At 46.1% G+C, this 22,458-nt stretch carries 14 protein-coding genes; 7 read left to right on the top strand and 7 right to left on the bottom strand.

From position 1 onward, the window contains the following. Window positions 1–123: 123 nt before the first annotated feature. On the top strand, window positions 124–1,155 hold the full coding sequence (locus tag HB364_RS17755) for a LacI family DNA-binding transcriptional regulator (RefSeq protein ID WP_167289553.1): 1,032 nt from the start codon (window positions 124–126) through the stop codon (window positions 1,153–1,155). Between the two features lie 2 nt (window positions 1,156–1,157). Here the strand turns inward: HB364_RS17755 and HB364_RS17760 are convergent, their stop codons facing one another. From HB364_RS17760 to HB364_RS17770, 3 genes are all read right to left on the bottom strand, one after another. Further along, complete coding sequence (locus HB364_RS17760; RefSeq protein WP_167289554.1) at window positions 1,158–2,168, bottom strand: LacI family DNA-binding transcriptional regulator; 1,011 nt, start codon at window positions 2,166–2,168, stop codon at window positions 1,158–1,160. Window positions 2,169–2,231: 63 nt separating this feature from the next. Next, window positions 2,232–2,978 (bottom strand): LytR/AlgR family response regulator transcription factor, encoded by a 747-nt coding sequence (locus tag HB364_RS17765; RefSeq protein ID WP_167289555.1) that lies wholly within the window; start codon window positions 2,976–2,978, stop codon window positions 2,232–2,234. Between the two features lie 32 nt (window positions 2,979–3,010). Next, window positions 3,011–4,129 (bottom strand): sensor histidine kinase, encoded by a 1,119-nt coding sequence (locus HB364_RS17770; RefSeq protein WP_167289556.1) that lies wholly within the window; start codon window positions 4,127–4,129, stop codon window positions 3,011–3,013. Between the two features lie 286 nt (window positions 4,130–4,415). Here HB364_RS17770 and HB364_RS17775 point away from each other — a divergent pair, with 286 nt between their 5' ends. Next, entirely contained in the window at window positions 4,416–6,881 is a 2,466-nt protein-coding gene (locus tag HB364_RS17775) for a TonB-dependent receptor domain-containing protein (protein ID WP_167289557.1), read from the top strand. Window positions 6,882–6,960: 79 nt separating this feature from the next. Here the strand turns inward: HB364_RS17775 and HB364_RS17780 are convergent, their stop codons facing one another. From HB364_RS17780 to HB364_RS17790, 3 genes are all read right to left on the bottom strand, one after another. Then, window positions 6,961–8,523 (bottom strand): DUF6770 family protein, encoded by a 1,563-nt coding sequence (locus HB364_RS17780; RefSeq protein WP_167289558.1) that lies wholly within the window; start codon window positions 8,521–8,523, stop codon window positions 6,961–6,963. A gap of 42 nt (window positions 8,524–8,565) precedes the next feature. Then, window positions 8,566–9,972 (bottom strand): M48 family metallopeptidase, encoded by a 1,407-nt coding sequence (locus HB364_RS17785; protein ID WP_167289559.1) that lies wholly within the window; start codon window positions 9,970–9,972, stop codon window positions 8,566–8,568. A 202-nt stretch (window positions 9,973–10,174) separates the two neighbouring features. Further along, the gene (locus HB364_RS17790) at window positions 10,175–11,329 is read right to left on the bottom strand and encodes a PDDEXK nuclease domain-containing protein (protein WP_167289560.1); all 1,155 of its coding nucleotides are present in this window, start codon (window positions 11,327–11,329) and stop codon (window positions 10,175–10,177) included. 180 nt (window positions 11,330–11,509) lie between these two features. On the opposite strand from HB364_RS17790, the gene HB364_RS17795 reads away from it, so the two are divergent. Together HB364_RS17795 and HB364_RS17800 are read left to right on the top strand one after the other, a co-directional pair. Beyond that, complete coding sequence (locus tag HB364_RS17795) at window positions 11,510–11,965, top strand: (2Fe-2S)-binding protein (RefSeq protein WP_167289561.1); 456 nt, start codon at window positions 11,510–11,512, stop codon at window positions 11,963–11,965. A gap of 3 nt (window positions 11,966–11,968) precedes the next feature. Next, the gene (locus tag HB364_RS17800; RefSeq protein WP_167289562.1) at window positions 11,969–14,134 is read left to right on the top strand and encodes a xanthine dehydrogenase family protein molybdopterin-binding subunit; all 2,166 of its coding nucleotides are present in this window, start codon (window positions 11,969–11,971) and stop codon (window positions 14,132–14,134) included. A gap of 88 nt (window positions 14,135–14,222) precedes the next feature. Here HB364_RS17800 and HB364_RS17805 read toward each other — a convergent pair whose 3' ends face one another. Next, a complete protein-coding gene (locus tag HB364_RS17805; RefSeq protein WP_167289563.1) occupies window positions 14,223–16,574 on the bottom strand; it encodes a TonB-dependent receptor in 2,352 nt (783 codons plus the stop codon). Window positions 16,575–17,031: 457 nt separating this feature from the next. Here HB364_RS17805 and HB364_RS17810 point away from each other — a divergent pair, with 457 nt between their 5' ends. The 3 genes from HB364_RS17810 to HB364_RS17820 are packed head-to-tail and all read left to right on the top strand — an operon-like array spanning window position 17,032 to window position 22,449. After that, window positions 17,032–20,277: a SusC/RagA family TonB-linked outer membrane protein gene (locus tag HB364_RS17810; RefSeq protein WP_167289564.1), complete on the top strand. Its 3,246-nt coding sequence runs from the start codon at window positions 17,032–17,034 to the stop codon at window positions 20,275–20,277. A gap of 15 nt (window positions 20,278–20,292) precedes the next feature. Continuing rightward, window positions 20,293–21,747: a SusD/RagB family nutrient-binding outer membrane lipoprotein gene (locus HB364_RS17815; RefSeq protein ID WP_167289565.1), complete on the top strand. Its 1,455-nt coding sequence runs from the start codon at window positions 20,293–20,295 to the stop codon at window positions 21,745–21,747. Between the two features lie 18 nt (window positions 21,748–21,765). Beyond that, on the top strand, window positions 21,766–22,449 hold the full coding sequence (locus tag HB364_RS17820) for an immunoglobulin-like domain-containing protein (protein ID WP_167289566.1): 684 nt from the start codon (window positions 21,766–21,768) through the stop codon (window positions 22,447–22,449). Window positions 22,450–22,458: the final 9 nt, after the last annotated feature.

A 22,458-nucleotide genomic window follows, 5' to 3' on the forward strand; every position in this document is an offset into this window, starting at 1 on the left:
GGTTCGCTCACCCATTGATCTTCGTCACCTGGTCCTGGCATCCTAGATATATTGGAAACGATTCCAGCAATTTCCTGCAACAATCTTATGGGCGTGTTGTCCTTACGCTAACCGCCTGCCATTATGAAGAAAAAAAACAACAAGAAAAACTCCATCCAGGAGCTCGCTGCTGCCTTGCAGTTGTCGCCTGCCACCATATCCCGGGTATTGAATAACCATCCGCATGTGCATGAGGCTACGCGCAGCAAAGTGATGACCATGGTAGAGCAGGTAGGGTATAAGCGCAACATCATGGCTTCGGGCCTGCGTACAAATAAGACCCATACCATTGGATTGATCGTGCCGCGTATTTCCATGTTCGTGCATACGGAGATCATTACTACCATTCAAAACGGGTTACATACACATGGGTACAACCTCATCATCTGCCAGTCCAATGATTCCCTGGAAATAGAAAAAGACCTGGCGCTCACTTTATATGCCTCGCGGGTAGATGCCGTGATCGTGGCCTGTACTTTATTTACCACCGATTTCAGTCATTTCGATATACTCACACAAAACAATATCCCGGTTGTTTTTTATGACCGTGTTCCGGTAAAGCCTTATCCTGCCTGTATCATCAAAGGCGATGATTTCAGGGGGGCTTACCTGGCCACTGCTCATTTGATTGAATTGGGCAGTCGCCATATTGCCTACATATCAGGCCCGGTGGGCTGTAATATTTACATAGATAGGTATGCCGGTTTTGAGCATGCTATGAAGCAATACCATGTACCGGTGATGAAGGATTGGATATTTTACCATGAGCTCACGGCCGAAAATGCCCGTAAGGCCATGCACCGGCTGTTTGCCCGCAAGCCCTGGCCGGACGCCATACTGGCTGCCAATGATACCACGGCCCTCACTGTATTGGCTTTTGCCAAAGAGCGGGGAATTGCGGTACCGCAGGACCTGCGGATCGTAGGTTATTCCAATGACCCGCGCTCCTCCATTGTAACGCCTTCCATTACTACAGTGGAACAGTTTCCCGGGCGTATCGGCAGTGTGATCGTCACGGAGCTGTTGAAGATATTAAAGAATGACAGGCAAACGGTGGCCATAGATGCGGCGCCCATCATTACGCCGGTGGAATTGATCAGGAGAATGTCTACTTAATGTTACTTACTGGTAGAAGCCCGCTGTATCAGGGATGACTTAAACACAATACTCTCATTCGTAAGCGGTACATTCTTTTTCTCCAGCGTGGTCAGCAGCCGGGCGGCAGCCTCGTGGCCAATATTAAAGGCCGGCTGGGTAATGGTGGTGAGGGAAGGGTTTAAAAATGAGGCGATGGGCAGGTTGGAGAAGCTGATCACCTTTACATCTTTGGGGATATTGAGGTCCAGTTGCCGGCACACCTCATAGCCCGCCATGGCATACCGTTCCACGGCCGCAAAAATACCATCAGGTTTTTCCCGGATGAACATGTCCCGGATGAGCGCTACGTCTTTCTCATCGTTGTTGGTGCATTCCACGATCAGTGATTCGCTATCGGGCAACTGAAAATCTGCTATTGCTTTCCGGTAACCCTGCAGCCGTTTGTTGCCGATGGAAAGGCTTTTGGAGATCGCCAGGTGCGTGATCTTTTTACAGCCCTGTTCTACCAGGTGCCGGGTGGCCAGGTAGCTGCTTTCATAATCATCCGTGGTTACTTTGACCGTATCAAACTCTTCTGAAACCCTGTCGAAGAAAACGATGGGCAACCCCTTCTTTTGCAGGTTGTGTAAATGGGTACAATCGGTAGTAGTACCAGATACCGATATGAGCACACCATCTACCCGGCCATTATACAATTCTTTAGCCAGGGATACTTCTTTCTTATAGTCTTCATGGGTTAAATAAATGAGCACATGGTACCCCTTTTCCTGGGCAACGGTTTCAATGCCGTTGATGGCGAGGGTGAAATAGTTATTGGCTATTTCCGGTATGATGACAGCAATGGTTTTGCTTTTGTGTTTACGGAGGCTGCTGGCATGTGGGTTGGGCTGATAATTCAGTTCATTGGCCAGCGCAATCACCTTCTCCTTTGTTCCTTTACTGATGTCATAACTGTCGCGCAATGCTTTTGACACCGTAGCAATGGATAGGTTCAATAATGACGCAAGCTGTTTGATGTTAACAGATTCCATACGCAGTTATTAAGGATAATCTGTCTGTAATCTAAGGATATATTTTGGAAAATATCCTGTTATTTACTGCGGGGGATTGTTCGTTTTATCCCATAATTTATTCATGACCACCTGTTGAATGACCTGGTCGCGGTAATTCCTGCTGATGGGAATGCGGTGGGATTGTATAAATATCTCATTGCCTTGGATGCTGTCAATCTTATGAATAGAAACGATATAGGATTTGTGTACCCGGATGAATGATTTGCTGTCCAGGTTCTGTTCCAGGTTTTTCAGGTACAGCAGGGTTATATATTTTCCCCTGCTGGTATAAATGGTAATGTAGTTTTGCATGCCTTCCACGTACAGGATGTCATCAAAATGGATCTTTTCATATTTGCTGCCGCATTTGATGAAAAAGTAATCACTCACATTGTCTGTTTTAGGAAGGTCCTGGCCACTGGCCTTGTTGATCAACTGGTAGTAGTCTTTTGCTTTGTTGGCGCTTTTGAAAAAGCGGTCAAAAGTGATGGGTTTTAACAGGTAGTCCAGCACGTTCAACTGGAACCCTTCCAGGGCATAACTGGGGAAGGCCGTGGTGATGATCACCATGGGTGGGTTCTGCGTCATTTTCAGAAAGTCGATGCCATTTATTTTAGGCATCTGGATATCGAGGAAGATCAGGTCTATGCGATGCTGGTCCAATAGTTTGATGAGTTCAACCGGGTTCTCACAGGTTTCAACCAGGTGCAGGAAGTCGATCTCCTGAACGTAATTAGCAATGCCTTCCCTGGCCAGTGGTTCGTCATCAATAATTACACAGTTAATCATTCGTATTCAAGTTTTAATAGGTGAGGGAATGTTCAGGCGGTTTGGGATATGTTTTCCAGGATCACCAGTTCGGCAAGGTCCATCTGCAGCTTTACATCAAAGCTGGTTTTGTTACGCTGTACCTGCAGTGTATATTGTCCCGGATAAATTAATTCCAGCCTCCTTTGTACATTCTGTAAGCCAATGCCGCCATAGCGAACAACATCATTCGCCTTATAGGTGGATGTACTGTTGGTGATGGAAAAATTCAGTTGCTGCTGGTCCATGTACAGGTTTATTGTTATCCAATTAGGCTCATTGGTATGTTTGGAAACGTGTTTAAAGGCGTTTTCTACAAAGGTCATTAATATAAAAGGAGCTATTCCCAGGTGCTTGGTATATTGCTGCTCTATTTGGAGTGATACTTCCAGGTTCTTGTTTAGCCTGAGCTTTTCCAGTTCGATGAAGTTTTCCAAATAAGCGATCTCGTTACTTAATGGTATCTGTTTGTCATTGCATTCATACAATTGATACCTCAATAGTTCGGAGAATTTGGCAAGGGAAGCAGAGGCCTTGTGAGGATTTTTGTGGATGAGGAAAAATATGGAATTGATGGTGTTAAACAGGAAATGGGGATTGAATTGGTTCTTAAGGAATGTAAGTTCAGTTTCCAGTTTTTCCTTTTCAAGTAACTGCTGCCGCCTTTTGGTCTGGATCCACTTCTTGGTCAGTTTTATACTCATGGCAAAGGTCATACTGGCCATGGTGGAGGGTAATGAATAGCTGAAAAAATAATTAAAGCAGTCATGCCCTTTTCCATATAACGCTTCAAGCGACTTGCCGGAAGTAAAGGAGCTTAAATAATATCCGCTAACAATTAGCAAGGCGGCACAAAGTATAGTTGCCAGCAGGTAAGTGATGTAGCGGGGGAACCTGCTTTTTTCAAGGTATCTCGGGATCAGGAAGTATAGATTGAAATAGACTGCAAACGCCTGAAAAATAACGTAGAAGACAAACTGTACCGTATAGGGGGAGAAGAATATCGAATTGGCTGCCTTCAGCGGATTGCCCAGTGCCACTACCGACCACAGATAATGATAAAGGCACCAGAAAGGGATATGGTGAAGTTTGTATTTGAGTAGCCAGTTCTGACCCGATCTTTCCTGCAGCATACAATAAATTGTCTGTATTAAAAATACATTGATTTTGCTGGTTTCAGGCATCCGGTATATGAATTCAGTCAAATAAATGACCAGTTACTTATCTGTATATACCAACGGTATTATTTCCTGTGTGCACTCCTGTCATTTTTTATGCATTTCATCAATTATATCCGACCTGTAGTCATTCCGGTTTTATTAATCTTCCCTGTATCTATTCCTTTGTTTAGATAATCCCGCAAAAAATAGTTGTGGGTCTTGTTCCGGCGCCGGGCAGATCTTTAAATCATATAATGTTATGAAGACCTTATTACTTAATGTGCTATTATTTTGTTTTTTGACAGATACAGTTGGCCAGGTATCCGGAAAGCTCACTGCCGCTGCAGGCCAACCCATTCCATTTGCCAACGTTCTTTTATTGAAAGCAATGGACACTTCCCTGGTAAAGGCAGCTTTGACGGATGAAAAGGGAGATTACCTGATTCAAAATACCAGCCCGGGAAGGTATTTTTTGCGATTTAGCAGTGTTGGCTACCAGTCATGGGATTCTCCTCCGTTTGAACTAACAGATTCCCGGAGGAATAAAGATTTCGGAACACTGGTCATGCAGGAAAGTTCCAGGGAATTAGGGGAGGTGGTAGTCCGGGCTGAAAAGCCATTGTTCCAGCAGCAGGTGTATGGAACGGTGGTGAATGTTGAAAGCAGTGTGCTTACAAAAGGAAGTTCTGTGCTGGAGGTATTGGAGCGGTCGCCGGGAATATTTATAGACCGTCAGCATAATGACATTGCCTTGAACGGGAAAGGCGGTGTAAGTGTTATGGTGAATGGTAAGCTGCTGCGTATGTCGGGAGATCAACTGGTTACCTTATTAAATGGAATGAGCGCCAATGATATTGAAAAAATAGAATTATTGACAACTCCTCCTGCTCGGTATGATGCAGAAGGAAGTGCCGGTATGATCAATATCGTATTGAAGAAAAGTAAAAAACGGGGAACTGCGGGCTCCTTTTCTGTGACCGGAGGCTATGGCTGGGGGGAAAAGGGTGCTGCCAGCGTCAATGTTGACCATAACACAGGAAAGGTAAATCTATATGGTTCTTATTCCTTTAATCATGACAGGGCGTATAGCGACTGGCATTCAATTGGTACTAATAATATGCCGTTATTGGGCGGACAAAATTACACGGACATTCTGAGCGAGATCAGGTCCACTGACAACAGCCATACTGCTACGCTTGGGCTTGAAACAAAGGTAAGCTCAAGTCTTACTGTTGGCAGTAACATTAACTATAACAACAGCCGGCTAGTCATCAGTACCCATAACACCGCATTCTATGACGTGGAGCCGGATTCGCTGTATACATTGGATGCCAATATATATGGTGACAACCGCTGGCAAAACCTGATCACCTCGCTGTATGCAGTGAAAAACCTCGGGGAGGGCGGGCAAATTAACGTTGACATAGATTACCTGTATTATAAGAATAGCAATCCCTCTGATGCCCATAGTTCCTACCGTGATAAAAATGGAAATGAAGCCGGGTCAAATGATACACTTTTTTCCCCCTGGCAAAAAGGCTTTGCCCATTCATCCATAAAGGTGGGTGTAGGTAAAATTGATTATACCAGGCAATTATCTCCCAGGCTAAAGTTAGAAACAGGCATCAAGGGCACCTATACGAGCAATTCAGGTTTATCCAGGATAGAGAGCCTGGTGGACGGGACCTGGGTAAGCAGGGGCGAAACATCCACTAACATAGTTATGAAGGAAAGCATAGGGGCTGCTTATGCCTCCGTTAATGCACAGTTGGCCCCCGCTATCAACCTGATTGCAGGCGCCAGGTATGAACATGCTGATACACGGATGGATGACCCGGAAAAAAAGCAACCTATAACCCATCGGAAGTTGGGTAAGCTCTTTCCCAGCGTTTTCTTTTCCTGGAAGCTAAATGAAAACGCAGACCTGCAATTCTCCTATACCCAAAGGATCAGCAGGCCCTCTTACAATGACCTGGCATCGTTTGTTATATATACTTCTCCCAATTCAATAGAATCGGGCAATCCCTTATTGAAACCAACGATCACTAATAATCTGAAAGTAGGCTATAACTACCGGGGGTATATATTTTCTGTATTGTTCAGCAGGGATGATCATCCTATTGCCAGGTACCAGGTAACGAAAAGCCCTGCAGGTGACCTGGTCAATCTTTGTCCACAAAATCTTATATACCAAAATAACCTGACTTTTCAAACCAGCCTGCCCTGGAAAGTCAATGACTGGTGGAATATGAGTTATAGCTTTGTAGGAGGGTGGAGGCAGTTTAAGGAAGACTTTACCGTCACGCCGGCTAAAAAAACATATTTCGGGTTTTCTGCCAACTTCAGCGAGACGTTTAAGTTTCCCCGGAACTTTTCCCTGGAAATTTCAGGATGGTACAATGGGTCATCTTATAACGGAACCAAAAAGGTAGATGGATTCGGCGCCTTGAATGCAGGCATCAAAAAGGAATTAAAAAATAACGGGGGGACATTTCAATTATCCGTTCCAGATATCTTCAGAACAGTAAGTATTGTAAGTTATTATGGTACATTGGCAGAGGAAGCATTTGATATAAAAAGTCATGTTGTATTCAGAACAGAATCTGCCCGGTCGCCCGTAATAAAGCTTACCTATTCCAGGTCTTTTGGCAATAGTACTATAAAGAGCCAGCGAAAACAGGATGCCGGGTCCAATGAGGAAAGGGAGCGGATCAAAAAAGGGTAAACATGACCATTCTTCAAAAGTAAAGCGTCCGCGATGTTGATGCCGCGGACGCTTTTTTATGCATATATAGGCTACGTGCTTAGCCTAATTTTTCCAGTCTCAGGTCGAGGCGCTTATCTTTCTTGAAATACTCCAGTATCATTACAGAGCCGGCTTTGGCCGGGAATACTCTCATGTTGCTGGCCTTTGACTTCAATTCAATTTTATCGGTGGTGAACTTGCTGCCATTGTAACGGATGGCATTGAAGGTTTGTCCCTTGTATTCAGAACTTCTTACATAGTCGCTATAGCAAATGGTAAAACTGCTGTTGTCCGGTTCTCCGGTTGTGAATTCATAGTCAAATGCGCCCACCATTTTAAGCATCATGGCAATGGCGTGTTGACTGTTATAGTCACTGATAGCAGATAGCGTGGCATCGTTCTGGGTTTTATCGTATATAGTGGCATTGGTCACTTTATACTTGTCGTTGAATTCCATCATCACCATATCGGTGATCACGATCTTGGTAACGCCGGTAGAGCCAGTACTTCTGCCTCCACTTAACACAGCAAGGCCTATTCCCAGGGCGCTGGCTTTCCGCTTGTACCCTTCACCCACTACAAATAACTTACCATTGGGTGCTTTGAGCAGCTTGTGGATATACAGGAATCCCACATCGTCAATCTTGCCTTTGGCGTTGGTAGGAAGGTATTTGGCTAAATCACCGCCCCAGCTATTGTAAGTTTTGGAAAGTACTTTCCCTTTGCTGTCAATCTCGTACAATCCAAGGCCCAGGCTGGCATCCTTAGCGATATTGGCATTCAAATCAAAGTAACTGCCCATCACAAGTATTTTGCCGGTGCCACTCAATTTGACCACACTGGTAGGAACAAATTTATAATCACTACCTTCTGCATCTATTTCAAACTCCTTCTTTTTGGTAACAAAATTCAACCCGATGAGGCTCGCGGCCATCTTACCGCTCAGGGCCCTTTTTCTTTTCATCACTTCCAGTATGATCAGGCTGTCGGTACTGCCCAGAAATTCTGCCTGTGCATACTTTTCTTCATCGTCGTTAGGTACATAGGTCCATTGTTTTTTTGATTGGGAAGAGTAGAAATCCACTTCATACGTACGTTGCTTGCCATCCCTCAGGGGGAGTACCGATGCATAGCCCTGCTCGCCGAGGTCAAAAACATTCTGGTTAGTGCCTTCATCGGTATGGAGGGTCTCATATTGTTTCATCAGGTCATCGGTTTTCCTATCATACTCCCGGGTATAAGTAAACTTCAACTTTCCATCAATGTCATACACCTTCATCTCCAGCATCTTGGTTTCTGCATTCTTAAAAAGGAAGGCGAGGCTGCTGCCATTGTAGGCGGCCTCCAGGAGACTGATCTGTTTGGAGTCCTGGAACTTGATGTCTTTTACCTTGTTCAGGTTCTGGTCCAGTATCTGCAGGGTATATTCGTTGGTATTCCTGTCTATCTTATCACTTTGGTACAGGAAGAAATAACCTTTGATCTGATTATTTTCCATGATCGTACCACTATTGCGTAAATACGCTGAATATACCTTGTCAATGCTCAGTTTAGCCTGGGCATGGATTTGTTGCGTGCCTAAACAAAGGAAGGTCGCGGCAATAATAAGTTTTCTGATCATTTTTCTTGGTGTTTGGGTTGTGGAGAGTAAATCGTTTGTGTTTTATTGGGTGGCTATTTGAATACTGGCGCTGTAAGCAGTTTTGAATGGCTCATATCCCTTAAGCTGTACATGATACCGGTTCAGGAAATGGTAACTGATAGAGGCCAGGTTTTCCAGGTAAAGATTTTGGATGAACTGCAGCAGCAGGTTATAACTCGCCGGGTAACCGGGGCTGGGCAGGTCAATATATTTGCCAAGCGTATGGGCTTTTTGGGCTGCATGTATACTATTGAGCAAAGTGCCGGTATGGGCTACCAGGTAAGGATCGCCAGGCTTTTGCTGCAACAAGGCCAGGGTGAAATACAAACTTCTGGTGTAATTATTGGCGGCATACGACCAGGCGATGATCTCATACCGGAAATCATTTTTGAGTGTGTCGAACCTGGCTTTGTCAATAACGTTTGCCGGGCGGGCAGACTGACCATAGCCGTTGATGACGGGTTGCAGTAATTGTATCCTTTGCCGGCAGTCAGGGTGCGTTTTCAGGGAGTCATCAAGGGTATTGTCCTCTTTCAACAGGGCATGGCCACCCAGCAATCCTTCTTCTTTGGCGATCCATTTCTTCTGGAATGGATATTTGGGGGCGTTGAAGGTTGTTTCAAGGGCTGCGGCGGTATTAAAAGGATCTGCATCAATCGTGTCCAGCAAGGCCAGGGTAGTCAGTGCGGCGCTAACATCAAACTTTGTGTTGCGTACCAATGCCACGGCTACAGAATCGGCTTCGCTTTCATGGTCCCTGCTATGCCTGCGGGAGGTGAAAGTAAGACCCTTCACCAGTTTGTCCAGTTGCTCCCTTTTCTTATATTCAGATCCCTTAATCTTACGTAATTCAGCCTGTACGGCTGGTGAATTGATGGTGGTAACATACCGGTTGATGGCATTATCGCTGTGTTTGAGCAGGAAATGCGCTATCTCGTGGGCAATCACAAAAGCTGCCTGGCTTTCATTGTCCAACCGGTAGAACAAGCCCATATTAATAAGGATAATCCCTTCTCCTATATAACTGGCGTTGGGATTGCCGGAACGGGAGAAATAGCAACGGAAGGTCTGTTGCTTCAGGGAAGGATTGGCCTGTACGATCTCATTCGTCAGTGCATCGAGGTATTGCTGGGCAGCGGCGGCTGTATAGATCTCTTTGTCGTCAAACTTGGATTTAATATGCTCCCATCGCTGCTGGTATATCTTTTTGAAGTCTTCTTTATATTGGGCGGGCAGGGCTGTCAGGTCGGCCTTATACTGTTCCTCATACTTTCCGGAAAGCTTTTTCAGTAATGTTTCATCTTCCGGGGCTGGTATAAAAGCCGTCGTTTGAGCGATACCTGTAAGTACCAATGAAAAACTGAATACCAGGGTAAGTAAGCGTGTCCGTACCGGACATGGCAGGGCAGACCGAAAACAGGGCATCATATTAGGAGTTAGTTGCTAACGGTTGCAAATAACGGGAAATATTCATATTGAACAAATCCGTTCTGTTTTGCATTCGATTGAATGTATTACTCCTGTCTCAAACGTGTGCAGCATGGCAATATTGTCGGTGGCGGGTTAAAATGCCCTCCCCACAAGGGTTATGCCTCTAAATGCAGGGTAGGCTCCGGGTGGTGATTAAATACTATATGTTTCTATTCAGCTCTTTTTCAAATTCTTCTATAGTGGGGATATTACTCTTTAATTCGGCAGGTAATGCCTGGGTAATGATAAATTCACTGATCCCAATGGGCTTGTTTATTCCCCGGAGGGCATATTCAACTTCAATACCCCTTTTGCCCTTGCAAAGGATGATGCCGATAGTAGGTTGGTCGGTTTCCTGTTTTAATTGATCATCTATCACTGAAAGGTAGAAGTTCATTTTGCCGGCAAACTCGGGTTCGAAGGTGCCTGTTTTCAGATCAATGACTACAAAACTCCGCAGCCGGATATGGTAAAACAGCAGGTCGAGCCGGTATTCTTTATCACCTACTTCCAGGGGGTACTGCCTGCCAATGAAAGCAAAACCTTTCCCCAATTCAAGCAGGAATTTGGTAATATGTTCTGTAAGCTGTTTTTCAATGTCCAGTTCCTGTATCTGCGGCTCCAGCGCAAGGAATGCAAAATTGTAAGGGTCTTTGAGCATTTGCTGGGCTATCAGCGCCTGCTGTTCGGGAAGTGTATTCTTAAAATTGTTGAAAGCTTTTCCCTGCCGGGCAAAGAGATTTTGCTCAATCTGGAGGGCTAAAATTGCCCGGGTCCAGTTGTATTCAATAGTTTGTTGGATGTAAAATAATGCCTGTTCAGGGTCTTTAACCTTATTCAGTATTAGTAAATGGTGACCCCATGGAATCCGTGCAACAACTTGTTGCACAGAGTTAATAGATTGATAATCAGTACTACTCAGTGCAGCAGCTTGCCGCACTGAAATAGGTTGATTATCAATGGAAGCAAGCTGTTGCACAGAGTTAATAGATTGATAATCAGTACTACCCAGTGCGGCAAGCTGCCGCACTGAAACTGAACTATAAAAAAGGTAAAACCTTCTGATATCGAAGAGATTTCTTCTGGAGAAACCAGGCATATTGGGGAACTCCTGTTTTATATCTGAGGCTAATTGTTCTATGTAATTATTTCTACCATCAAATAATACCTGATTTTGAGCAATCATCTCTCCGATCTTCCAATAAAGCTGAATGACCGCTGAATTGACTGCTAGAGCAGCTTTTGCCTGGCTGGAACGTATCTGTTCCTTAATGGCAATTAACAGTTCCCTGTATTGATAGTCGTTAGTTAGCATTGGTTTGACATAGAATAAGAAATAAATATACTTAAATAAATTAATGTATAGGCATGGCCATCGAATTATTATATCCTTCCTGGTTTCCCACTCACTTTAAAATTAGTATGAACGGTTTCCGCGCCGGCGTACCTGCCTGCTTTTTTTTCCTAATTTTAGAGTACTCAAAATGAAAACCTTATGGCCATTTTTAAGCTTACCATTAATGGGAAACAACAGCAGGTGGATGTAGAAGCTGACACACCATTGCTGTGGGTGTTGCGCGATAGTCTGCACCTGGTGGGTACCAAGTACGGATGTGGTATGGCGCAATGCGGCGCCTGCACGGTCCACATGAATGGCGCAGCCGTTCGCTCCTGTATATTGCCCGTATCTGCTGTAAAATCACCCGTCACTACCATTGAAGGGCTGTCGGCCAATGGCGATCACCCGGTACAGTTGGCCTGGGATGAAGTAGATGTGCCGCAATGCGGCTATTGCCAGGCGGGACAGATGATGACGGCCGCTGCCTTCCTTAAAACGAATCTTCATCCTACAGATGAAGAAATAGCCAGCGCCATGCATGGCAACCTGTGCCGCTGCGGCGCTTACCACCGCATTCGTGAAGCCGTAAAAGTAGCCAGCAAAAAAATCTAATCTATGCAAACAACTACCACTACCAACAATACCGGCCGGAGAGACTTCCTGAAATGGTCTGCATTCACTGCAGGCGGATTGATCCTGGGCTTTAAATGGGCAGATGCCGAGGGGCAAACTGCTTCTGTATTCTCCGCTGCTATGGCCGAAGCAGATGTAGCCATCAACAATTACCTGACCATTGGCACCAATGGTATCGTGACCATATTTTCTCCCAACCCCGAACTGGGACAGAACATCATGACTTCCTTCCCCATGATCGTGGCGGAAGAACTGGATGCCGACTGGAACCAGGTGAAGGTAGTACAGGCGCCGTTTGACGGCAAGCGGTTCGACCGGCAGTTGACTGGCGGCAGTGGGGCGGTGCCGCATTCCTGGCCCCTGTTAAGAAAAGCAGGCGCTACAGCGCGGTTTATGCTCATTGCTGCAGCAGCCCAACGTTGGGGTGTACCTGCGTCAGAATGTACAGCAGAAGCAGGTTTTGTATTGCACAAAGCCAGCGGTAAAAAAGCGGGCTTTGGCGAGCTGGCAGAAGACGCCGCCAAAATACCGGTACCGGCTAATGTTACGCTGAAGGACCGCAAAGATTTTAAACTCATCGGTACAAAAGTTAAGAATGTTGCCAATAAAGAGATCCTGACCGGCAAGCCATTGTATGGGCTCGACTTTTACCGGGAGGGTATGTTATATGCCATGATACAACGGCCGCCTGCCTTTGGTACAAAAGTGAAATCATTCGATGCGGCTGCTGCAAAGGCCCTGCCTGGCATTGTAGACGTGGTGCAGGTGAAGAACGGGGTAGCTGTAGTGGGTAAATCCACCTGGCAGGTGATGAAAGCGAAGAAAGCACTGAAGATCACTTATGAGAATTCAGGCAACATAGAAAGTACGGCAGATCACGATAGAATATTTGCCGACCTGCTGAATAATGGTAAAGCTACTGTGCGCAGGAAAGATGGAGATGTGGATACTGCTTTTAAAGATGCTGCCAAGGTCATTAAGGCAGAATACCAGTGCCCGTTCATTCCGCACAATCCACTGGAGCCGATGAACTTCTTTGCCCATGTGAAAGAAGACAGTGTGGAGCTAATAGGCCCCTGCCAGATACCTGGCAGTGCACGCACGGCTGTTTCCAAAATGCTGAACATTCCCGAAGAGAAGATCACCCTGGAGCTTACCCGCCTGGGTGGTGGCTTTGGCCGCAGGCTGTACAATGATTACGTGGTAGAGGCTGCCGAAGTGTCCTCTCTTTTAAAAGCGCCGGTAAAAGTCATCTGGTCAAGGGAAGATGATATGATGGGTGGTATTTACCGTCCTGCGGTGAGATATCGTTTTGAAGCAGCGCTGGATGCCGGTGGCAATATGATTGGTTATAGACTGCGGGGCGCGGGTATCAATTCCGGCAACCCTACCCGTGAAAACAACTTCCCTTCCGGGGCTGTTGACAACCTGCTGATCGAATCGGTAGAACACCAGTCGCCCATCACTACAGGGGCCTGGCGGGCACCGATCACCAACTTCCTGGCTTATGCCGAGCAGTCTTTTATAGATGAAGTGGCGCATGCTGCCGGTAAGGACCCGGTACAGTTCCGCCTTGATCTGTTTGAAAAAGTAAAAGCAAAACCAGTTGGCAGAACTGACTATAACATCAACCGGATGATAGATGTTACCAAAAGGGTAGCGGAGCGTTCCGGCTGGGGTAAGAAAAAAGGCGTGATACAAGGCTTCAGTGTATATTTCTCTCACCGTTCTTATGTGGCACAGGTAGCTGAAGTAGTAATGGAAAAAGGCAAGCCGACGGTGAAGAAGATCTATGCGGTGGCTGATTGTGGTCAGGTCATTAACCTGGGCGGTGCGCAGCAGCAGGTCATGGGTGCTATTGTGGATGGCATGGGACATGCCCTGTTTGGCAAGCTGTCATTCAAAGAGGGCGTTGCCGAGCAAAATAACTTCCACAACTACCGGCTTATCCGCATGCGGGAAATACCTGAAGTTGATCTCTTCTTTGTAGAAAATGAATTTGATCCTACCGGCCTTGGTGAGCCAGCCCTGCCACCCACCGGCGGCGCCATCGCCAATGCCATCTTCAAAGCTACCGGCAAGCGGTTGTACCAACAGCCGTTTATAGACAGTGAGGTGTTTGGCGGCAGTGGGAAGAAGACGTTTTGATAAATAGTAACAAAGCATATTGAGGCTTCAAATCTGATGATTTGAAGCCTTTTGTTTTTCAAAGCATATCAGCCCATAGAACCTTGCGCTAAAACTTATAAGTAAGATTGGCGGTAACCCTGGTGGGATTCTGCGCCGCCAGGCGATTAGACCAGTACTTTTCGTTGGTAAGGTTGTCTACTTTCAGACCGATCCTGAAAGCAGACCTGTCATAAAATACGGAGGCATCCAACACGGTATAGGAGGGGATGGTGAAAACAAAAGCCTGCGTATTGGTTTGATAAGATTCGCTGCCATAATTACCGCCGAATGCAAATCCCAACCCTTTGGCATTCCCTTTTACAAAACGGTAGCTGATCCAGAGGTTGGCCATTTTGTCGGGGCCGGCTGAAGCCGGGCGCAGTCCCTCAATGCTTTTATTAGCCTTGTCATACTTGCTCTCATTGTAAGCATAACCTGCCACCACATTCAAACCCGGTATAGGATTGGCAATTACCTCTGCTTCAAATCCCTTGCTCAGTTGGGTGCCATCCTGTAAAGAAAAATTGGTATGATCAGGGTCATCACGCAGCATATTGGTGACTGAGATATCATAATAGCTCAATGTTGCATTCAGTTTATTATTCAGTGCGTCGAGCTTAATGCCTGCTTCCCATTGGTTGGCCTGCTGTGGTTTAAAAGTATTGCCATTATAATCTGTACCACTCAGGTTCTCAAACCCGTTCATATAATTGGCAAACAAGGACACCTGGTTTTTAACCACCTGGTATACCAATCCAAATTTGGGTGATAAGGCTGTTTGATTAAAGGCGCCGGCAGTGGAATCGTTAGCAGGATAATAGGCGCCCCTGGCCTGGTAGTAATCTACCCGCAGGCTCGCCATCGCCAGCAATTGGTCGGTTACATTGATCACATCAGAAACATAAGCACTATACGTATTATCCCGTACGCGGGTATAATTCACAAATGTGGCGGTGGCGAATTGGGGAGATACTTTTTCTACGGTAAAGTTGTTATAGGCGGCGCCAGGTTTCTTAAAGTTGATGGCAGGCATATTGATCGTAGCGTCATTCCGGGAAGATTGCAGGTTATAAAAATCTGCCCCGATCACTACCCGGTTCCTCATATTGCCGATATAAAAATCGCCCTTGAAGTTTTGCTGGATGTTTGTTCCATAGTAGGGATACTCCTGCGAAGTAACCGCTTGCCTGAGTGTGCTGTCGCTCAAGATCGTTAAGCCCACCACATACCCATCAGAAGAAGAGCGGGTACGTGAAAAGACCGTCTGTGAGGTCCAGCTCTCCGATAACTTGTATTTTACTTGTCCAAATACATTCAATTGCTGACTGGTATAAGCGATGGTATTGTTGGCAAAGGAAAGTTTATACGGCATGCCCAGTTCTTCCACACTTTTGGCAACTCCTTTGGTATACGTAGTAACCCGGGTAGGGGAAGTGGCTTTATAGCCGCTCATTTCTATATCCAGCAATAAGGTAAGCTTGTCATTCACTTTATAGGATAAACTGGGCGCCAGTAAAAAGTTTTTACTGAAACCGGCATCCTGGAAACTACGTTCACTGTGAACAGCGCCATTAAACCGGAAGAGAGCAGTTTTTTCCTGGTTGAGCGGGGTATTAACATCCAGTGTTATCCGGTTGAGGTCCCAACTTGCGCCTGAATACGATACTTCTCCTTTGAAAGTCTCAAAAGGCTTCTTGGTGACCCGGTTAAACAAGCCGCCGAACGAAGCCAGCGTGCTGCCGAATAAGGTGGCGGAAGGGCCTTTGATCACTTCAATGCGTTCCAGGTTGGCGGGGTCAATACTGGTATAAATAAAACCGCCTACTCCATTGCGCACCAGGTTGGCAGTGGTAAACCCTCTGGAGATAGCCGTACTTCTTCCCTGGTTATAAACAATGGGAATACCGGCTCCGGGAATGTTTTTAAAAGCAGCATTGTAATCGGTGATCAGTTGTTCTTTCATTAATTCCTTGCCCACTACACTGTACACCTGCGGGTTTTCTATATTCTTTAATGACAGCTTGGATACGTCATCGCTTTCCTTTTTGGCAAACCGGTTACCACCGCTTGTTACCACCACTTCTTCCAGCTTTTGGGAAGACTGGGTGATCTCAATTTGCACCGAAACAGGTTTGTTGTTGACGATCTCCACTTCTTTGGTAATGGTTTCAAAACCAATTAGGGATACTTCCAACTGGTATTTGCCGTTGGGTACATTTTTAAACCGGAATTCGCCGCTTTCATTGGTAGTCACCCCTTTAGTAATCTCTTTTAAAACAACGGTCACATTAGCGGCGGGGTTACCATCAGCGGTAATGATCTTTCCCTGGATAGTGCCGCCATCTTCTGTAGTGGCTTTTGCCAATAAAGTATTAGTAGAAAATAGCCATAAACCAACAAGAAAAAAGAGCCTTATCATCCTGATTATCAATTTAAGTATACCCAAAATTTAGGGCAGGCAAAGGTACTATGAGGGGGAGATGCCAGGCGTAGCGATCGGGAAAAATGAGTTGCGTGAAAAGGAAAATTAACCCCTGGAGCCCAAAGGGCCTGCTATCCTCTTATCGGACATATTGGCCATTTATCAATATATAAATATGGCTTCATGATAATATTTGTGAATCGTATCTGCTGTAAGGTGCAATGAATGTATTATTTACAAATGCGGCAGAAATGAAACAGGAAACTATTCATGTAGGTAACAGGCTGCGCAGGAATAAAATAAAAACAATTTACCTGATTACTAACGGGAAGTTACCCTGAAAATATGTACGTAAGTCTTCGTAAACCTTTCCTGATCTGTTTTAGCTGGTGTAATACTGCTTCACAGGTATAAAATATCTGGATAATTTCAGAGAAGATCAAAAACTAATTTTATGAGAAGAGTGCTATTCTCTCTCGTCGCAGCTTTATTATGCTGCGGAAGCCTGTATGCACAAACACGTACCATAAGCGGAAAGGTTACAGATGCAAAGACCGGCAATCCCATACAGGGAGCCACTGTATCCGTACAGGGTAGAACAACAGCCGTTCAAACAGGTGCAGATGGCAGGTACACCATCGCCAATATTCCCACCGACGCTACATTGGTCTTCAGCTTTGTTGGCTATAGTCCCAAAGAATTAAAACCCGGCAATGCCGCCACCCTCGATGTAATGTTGGAAGAAGTAGCTACCCAATTAAATGAAGTGGTGGTCACTGCCCTCGGTCAGTCGCGCGAAAAAAAATCACTCGGCTATTCTACTACTACTTTAAAAACGGAAGACATCAACCGGGTATCTCCTGTAAGTATGTTTGATGGCTTGCAGGGGAAAGTAGCAGGCGTGGATATTTCTAACGTCAGCGGCAACCCGGGTGGATCTACCAAGGTCATCCTGCGTGGCTATAGTTCACTCGGTGGTAATAACCAACCCCTGTTTGTGGTGGATGGTGTGCCGGTGAGTGATGTGCGACCGGGATCGGAAGGGGTTGACCCCGATGGCGCCAACAATAAGGGTACGGGTCTGGACAATATAGGTCTGCCCGGTTATGATTTTGGTAATACAGCGAATGATATCAATCCCAATGATATCGAAACTATGACTGTGCTGAAAGGTGCTGCTGCCACTTCTTTGTATGGCTCACGCGCCAGTAATGGTGTTATTATCATCACGACCAAAAAAGGGAAGAGCGGAAGGATCAAAGTAGATGTGAATTCCTCTGCTGTTTTTTCCGACCCGCTCATATTGCCCAGGATGCAGAACCAGTTCGGACAGGGATGGGAAGCACAATTCATTCCTTCAGAAAATGGTAGCTGGGGACCCCGGCTCGATGGAGTAAACCGTTTATGGGGCGCGCCTGTCAACAACTCGCAACTGCTGAAGCCTTTCTCTTTTGTCAAAGATAATTTCCGGGATGCTTATGAAACAGGCCGTGAATTCAACAATACCGTTTCCTTCAATGGTGGTAACAATAATACTACTTTTTACTTTTCTTATGGAAATGCTTACAGTGATGGGGTAGTACCTTCCGATAATGATTCCTACCGCAGGAATGCCCTGTCATTGCGGGCTACTACCCGGTTGGATAAATTCTTTGCCGAAGGGTCTTTTAACTTTGTGAACAAGGCACAACGTTTTGTAGAAGTAGGGCAATCGGCTTCCGGTGTAGGGGGCTCTTTCTTTGAACAACTATTACAGATACCGGTAGATATTCCTATTGCTGACCTCCGGGATTATAAAAACCAATTCTTCAATGTAGACAACTACTTTACGCCTTTTGCAGAAAACCCCTATTATACTTTATTTGAAAATGGCGGGCGCAGCCGCAATGACCGCTTCTTTGGCAACATCAACCTGCAATACAAAATAATGGATTGGCTGACCCTGCAACTGCAACAGGGTATTGACAATACGAACAGCGTTACCAAAACCTGGCGCAACAAGAATGCGCCTTCTCCCGGCAGTTGGAATGCGGGAAGCAATCCGGAGAGCGCTGCCCGCTCTGCCAACATCGGCAGCGTACAGGAAGGTTCACAAAAATATTATGAGTATGACAGCAAGCTGGATGTGCTCATCAAGAAAAGGTTCAATGACGACTTTGACATCGATGCCATTGCCGGCGCCAATTACAATGAAAGAGGCAGTAATGTATTGTACACCTATGTGGAAGACCTGGCGCTACCGGGATTCTTTGACATTTCCAATGGGGTGAATCCCCCGCAAAGCGCACACTATAAAAGCAAACAATCCATCTTTGGTGTTTTTGGTTCTGCCACGCTCGGCTATAAAGACTATCTCTACCTCACCTTGACCGGCAGGAATGACTGGAGCTCTACCTTGCCCAAGGGAAAGAACAGCTACTTCTATCCCAGCGCCAACGTTTCCCTGCTCCTGTCAAACCTGCTTGACCTCACTGGAAGAACACCCATCAATTATGCCAAGATCAGGGCCAGCCTGGGCCGTACCGGTAAGGATGCCCCGATCTACCGGGTGTATGATGTGATCTCTTCACAGGTAGTAATATTGCCCTTCGGGCAGATCAGTTTCCCCTTTAACGGAGTGCCCGGCTATACGTTGAACGACAGGTTGGGTAATGTCAACCTGGAACCGGAGATCAGCAAGGAATGGGAATTGGGTGGCGAGTTCAGGTTATGGGACAGCAGGATAAGTCTTGACCTGGCCTACTACAACAAGTTATCAGAAGGGCAGATCATCAATGTACCCATTGCACCCACCACAGGATATACTTCTGTAACCCTCAACTTTGGTGAAGTACGCAACCAGGGTATCGAACTGAGTGCGCAGGTAACACCGGTACGTACCAGGCATTTCAACTGGGACATCAATTATGTATTCACGCGCAACCGCAACAAGGTACTGGAACTGCCTACCGGGCTCGACAGGGTAACCCTCAACAATGCCTACGATGCCAACCTGGAGGCTCGGCTGAACATGCCACTGGGTGTATTCTTTGCCCCTACTGCAAGGAGTGATCCGCAGGGCCGCGTAATTGTTGATGTCAACACCGGGTTCCCGGTAGTGACTACGGAAGACGTTTACTTTGGTACAGCACAAAGGGATTATACCATGGGGCTGTCCAATAGCTTTACCTATCAAAACTTCCGGTTGGGCTTCTCCTTCGATTATCGCAAAGGCGGTGTATTCTATTCCAGTACTTCCGAACTATTGCTATTTACGGGCAACCATTACAGAACAGTATACAATGGCAGGAAGCCGTTTATTATACCCAATTCTGTGAATGAATCCTTTGATGCAGATGGTAAGCCCGTATATACAGAAAATAAAACGGTGCTGGATGAAATACACCAGGATGATTATTATTACCAGAACTCTAACAGGGCCACATTCTATGACTGGACCATTCTTGACAAGACCTTCCTCAAGTTAAGGGATGTGACATTGAGCTATACCTTCCCTTCCAACTGGACAAAAAAGATAGCCGCGGAACGCGTGGTGTTAACCCTCATTGGAAGGAACCTGTGGGTGAAGCTGCCAAAGGGTAACAGGATGGTTGATCCGGAATCTTCCAACTTCGGCAGGGATATAGCCAGCGAGTTTGGTGAGTTCAGGGTAGGGCCAACGCCACGTTCTTATGGAGCTTCCTTACGCATCTCTTTCTAACCTAAAAATCAGCTTATGAAACGGAGAAAATATATCATCTGCCTACTGATCATGGTGGTGGCAGGAACGGGTTGCAGTAAGATCACGGAAGACAATATTGATCCCAATAACCCTTCTGTGGAAAATGCAACACCACAACTCCTGCTTCCTTCTGCATTCATGGCTACAGCCGGACAAATAGGAGGAGAGTATGCCATTACCGGCGGGCTCTGGGCGCAATACTATACGCAAAGCGCCTTTGCCAGCCAGTACCGTACCATTGATGCTTACAGTATGGTGTCTTCCGACAACAATATTGCCTACCGGGAATTGTTCCGGGGTGCATTGATAGACTATAAAAAAATACAGGACCTTACCACCGCATCAGAAAACTGGCCTTTTTACCTGATGGCTACTATAATGAAAGTTTACACGTACCAGGTGCTGGTTGATCTCTATGACAGGGTGCCTTATTCAGAAGCGCTATCAGGTTCTGCCAACCTGCAACCCAAATTCGATGACGGGTACAGCATCTATACCGGCCTGCTGGCCGAAATTAATGATGCCTTGACGAAAGAATATAAGGTTACCTTAAATACTACTGATGCGGTAAGTGATATCATTTTTGAGGGGGATATGGACCAGTGGGAGCGTTTTGCCAATACACTTAAGCTCAAAATGTACCTGCGTATGATCAACGCCAAGCCAACAGAAGCGCAGCAAGGCGTTACGGACTTATATTCCAACAATGCGCCTTTCCTGGAAACAGGCGCAGGCATCACCAGCTACGAGGACCGGCCCAATTACAGCAATCCTTTTTATGAACAGAATATACGTCGCTTAAATACCAATGATAATCTGCGGGCCAGTGTAACCTTCGTAAGCTGGCTGCAGAAAAACAATGATCCGCGCATCGTCAGTTATTTTGGTTCTGCCACTCCCGGCGCTATCCACCAGGGCGATTATGCCAGCAATAACCCGGCTTATGGCGCTGCTGCGGTATTTGTGCAGCATGCCACCGATCCCGTATGGTTTATCTCCAAAGCTGAATCCTATCTTTTACAGGCCGAAGCGCGCGCCCGTTATTTTGCAGGAGCAGGCGCCAAAGCCTTGTATGATGCCGGTGTAACGGCCGCTTTTGAGCAGTTGGGACTTACGCCCGGAACATTGCTCACAGGAGCTTATATCTTTCCCGATGGTGGTACGATAGAACAGAAACAGGAAGCGATCAGTACACAGAAATGGGCCTCATTTCCAGGCACACATGACCTGGAAGGTTTTTTTGAGCAAAACCGCACTGGTTATCCGAAATACAGTCCGGTATACTCAACAAGTCCGGCCTATGTAGCTGGCCAACTGGTCTATTCTGCCAATGGGGTGACAGGAGGTTTGTTTCCCAAACGGTTGTTGTTTCCCGAAATAGAAAGAAGCCGCAATATCAATACACCGGCGGAAGTACCATTGACAGAAAAAGTATGGTGGTCAAAGTAATCACAACAAACAAATTTTATGAAACAGTTGATCCTGAAATATGCGCTGCCTGTGTTGGGAATATTGTTGCTGCAGGCCTGTGCCAAAGAACCTTCATTCGATTACCCGGAAGGATATGTAGGAGGTTCCAAGGTGGTTAATTTTCCTTCCGTAGCCATCAAGGGTGAGCGCCTTATTATCCAAAACCAGGGCACCCCTTATACTGAAGCCGGCGCAGATGCCTTCCTGCAAGGCCAACCTGTTCAATATACTACTACAGGTTCGGTGAATGTCAATACGCCCGGTGTATATGAACTGGAATACAGTGCCAGCTCTCCCGATGGCTATTCTGCCAGCGATTGGAGAACAGTGGTCATCCTATCTACCGCTGCTGATGTAACCAATAACAATTTCTCCGGCACTTATAACAGGGCACTTACCGGTGTTAATGCTACCTGGACAAAAACCGGTCGCGGAATATATGATGTAGACAATCCGGGAGGCGCTGCTGCAGGAGTAGGCTTTATTGTAAAGCTCGTTAACTATGAGGGTACTAAGATCGCTATCCCCCGCCAGCAGGCTTTTGACCCTTCCATAGGCGGATTAAATGTCATCCAATCGACCAGTGAGGTGTACCGGGCAACGGCTGTTCCCATCACCGTTGACTGGATAATCCTGGCCGGTGGCTATGGCACCGGCTTGCGCACTTTTACTAAAATTTAAACAACTACT

This window comes from Paraflavitalea devenefica (genome assembly GCF_011759375.1).
GTDB classification, from domain to species: Bacteria; Bacteroidota; Bacteroidia; order Chitinophagales; family Chitinophagaceae; genus Paraflavitalea; species Paraflavitalea devenefica.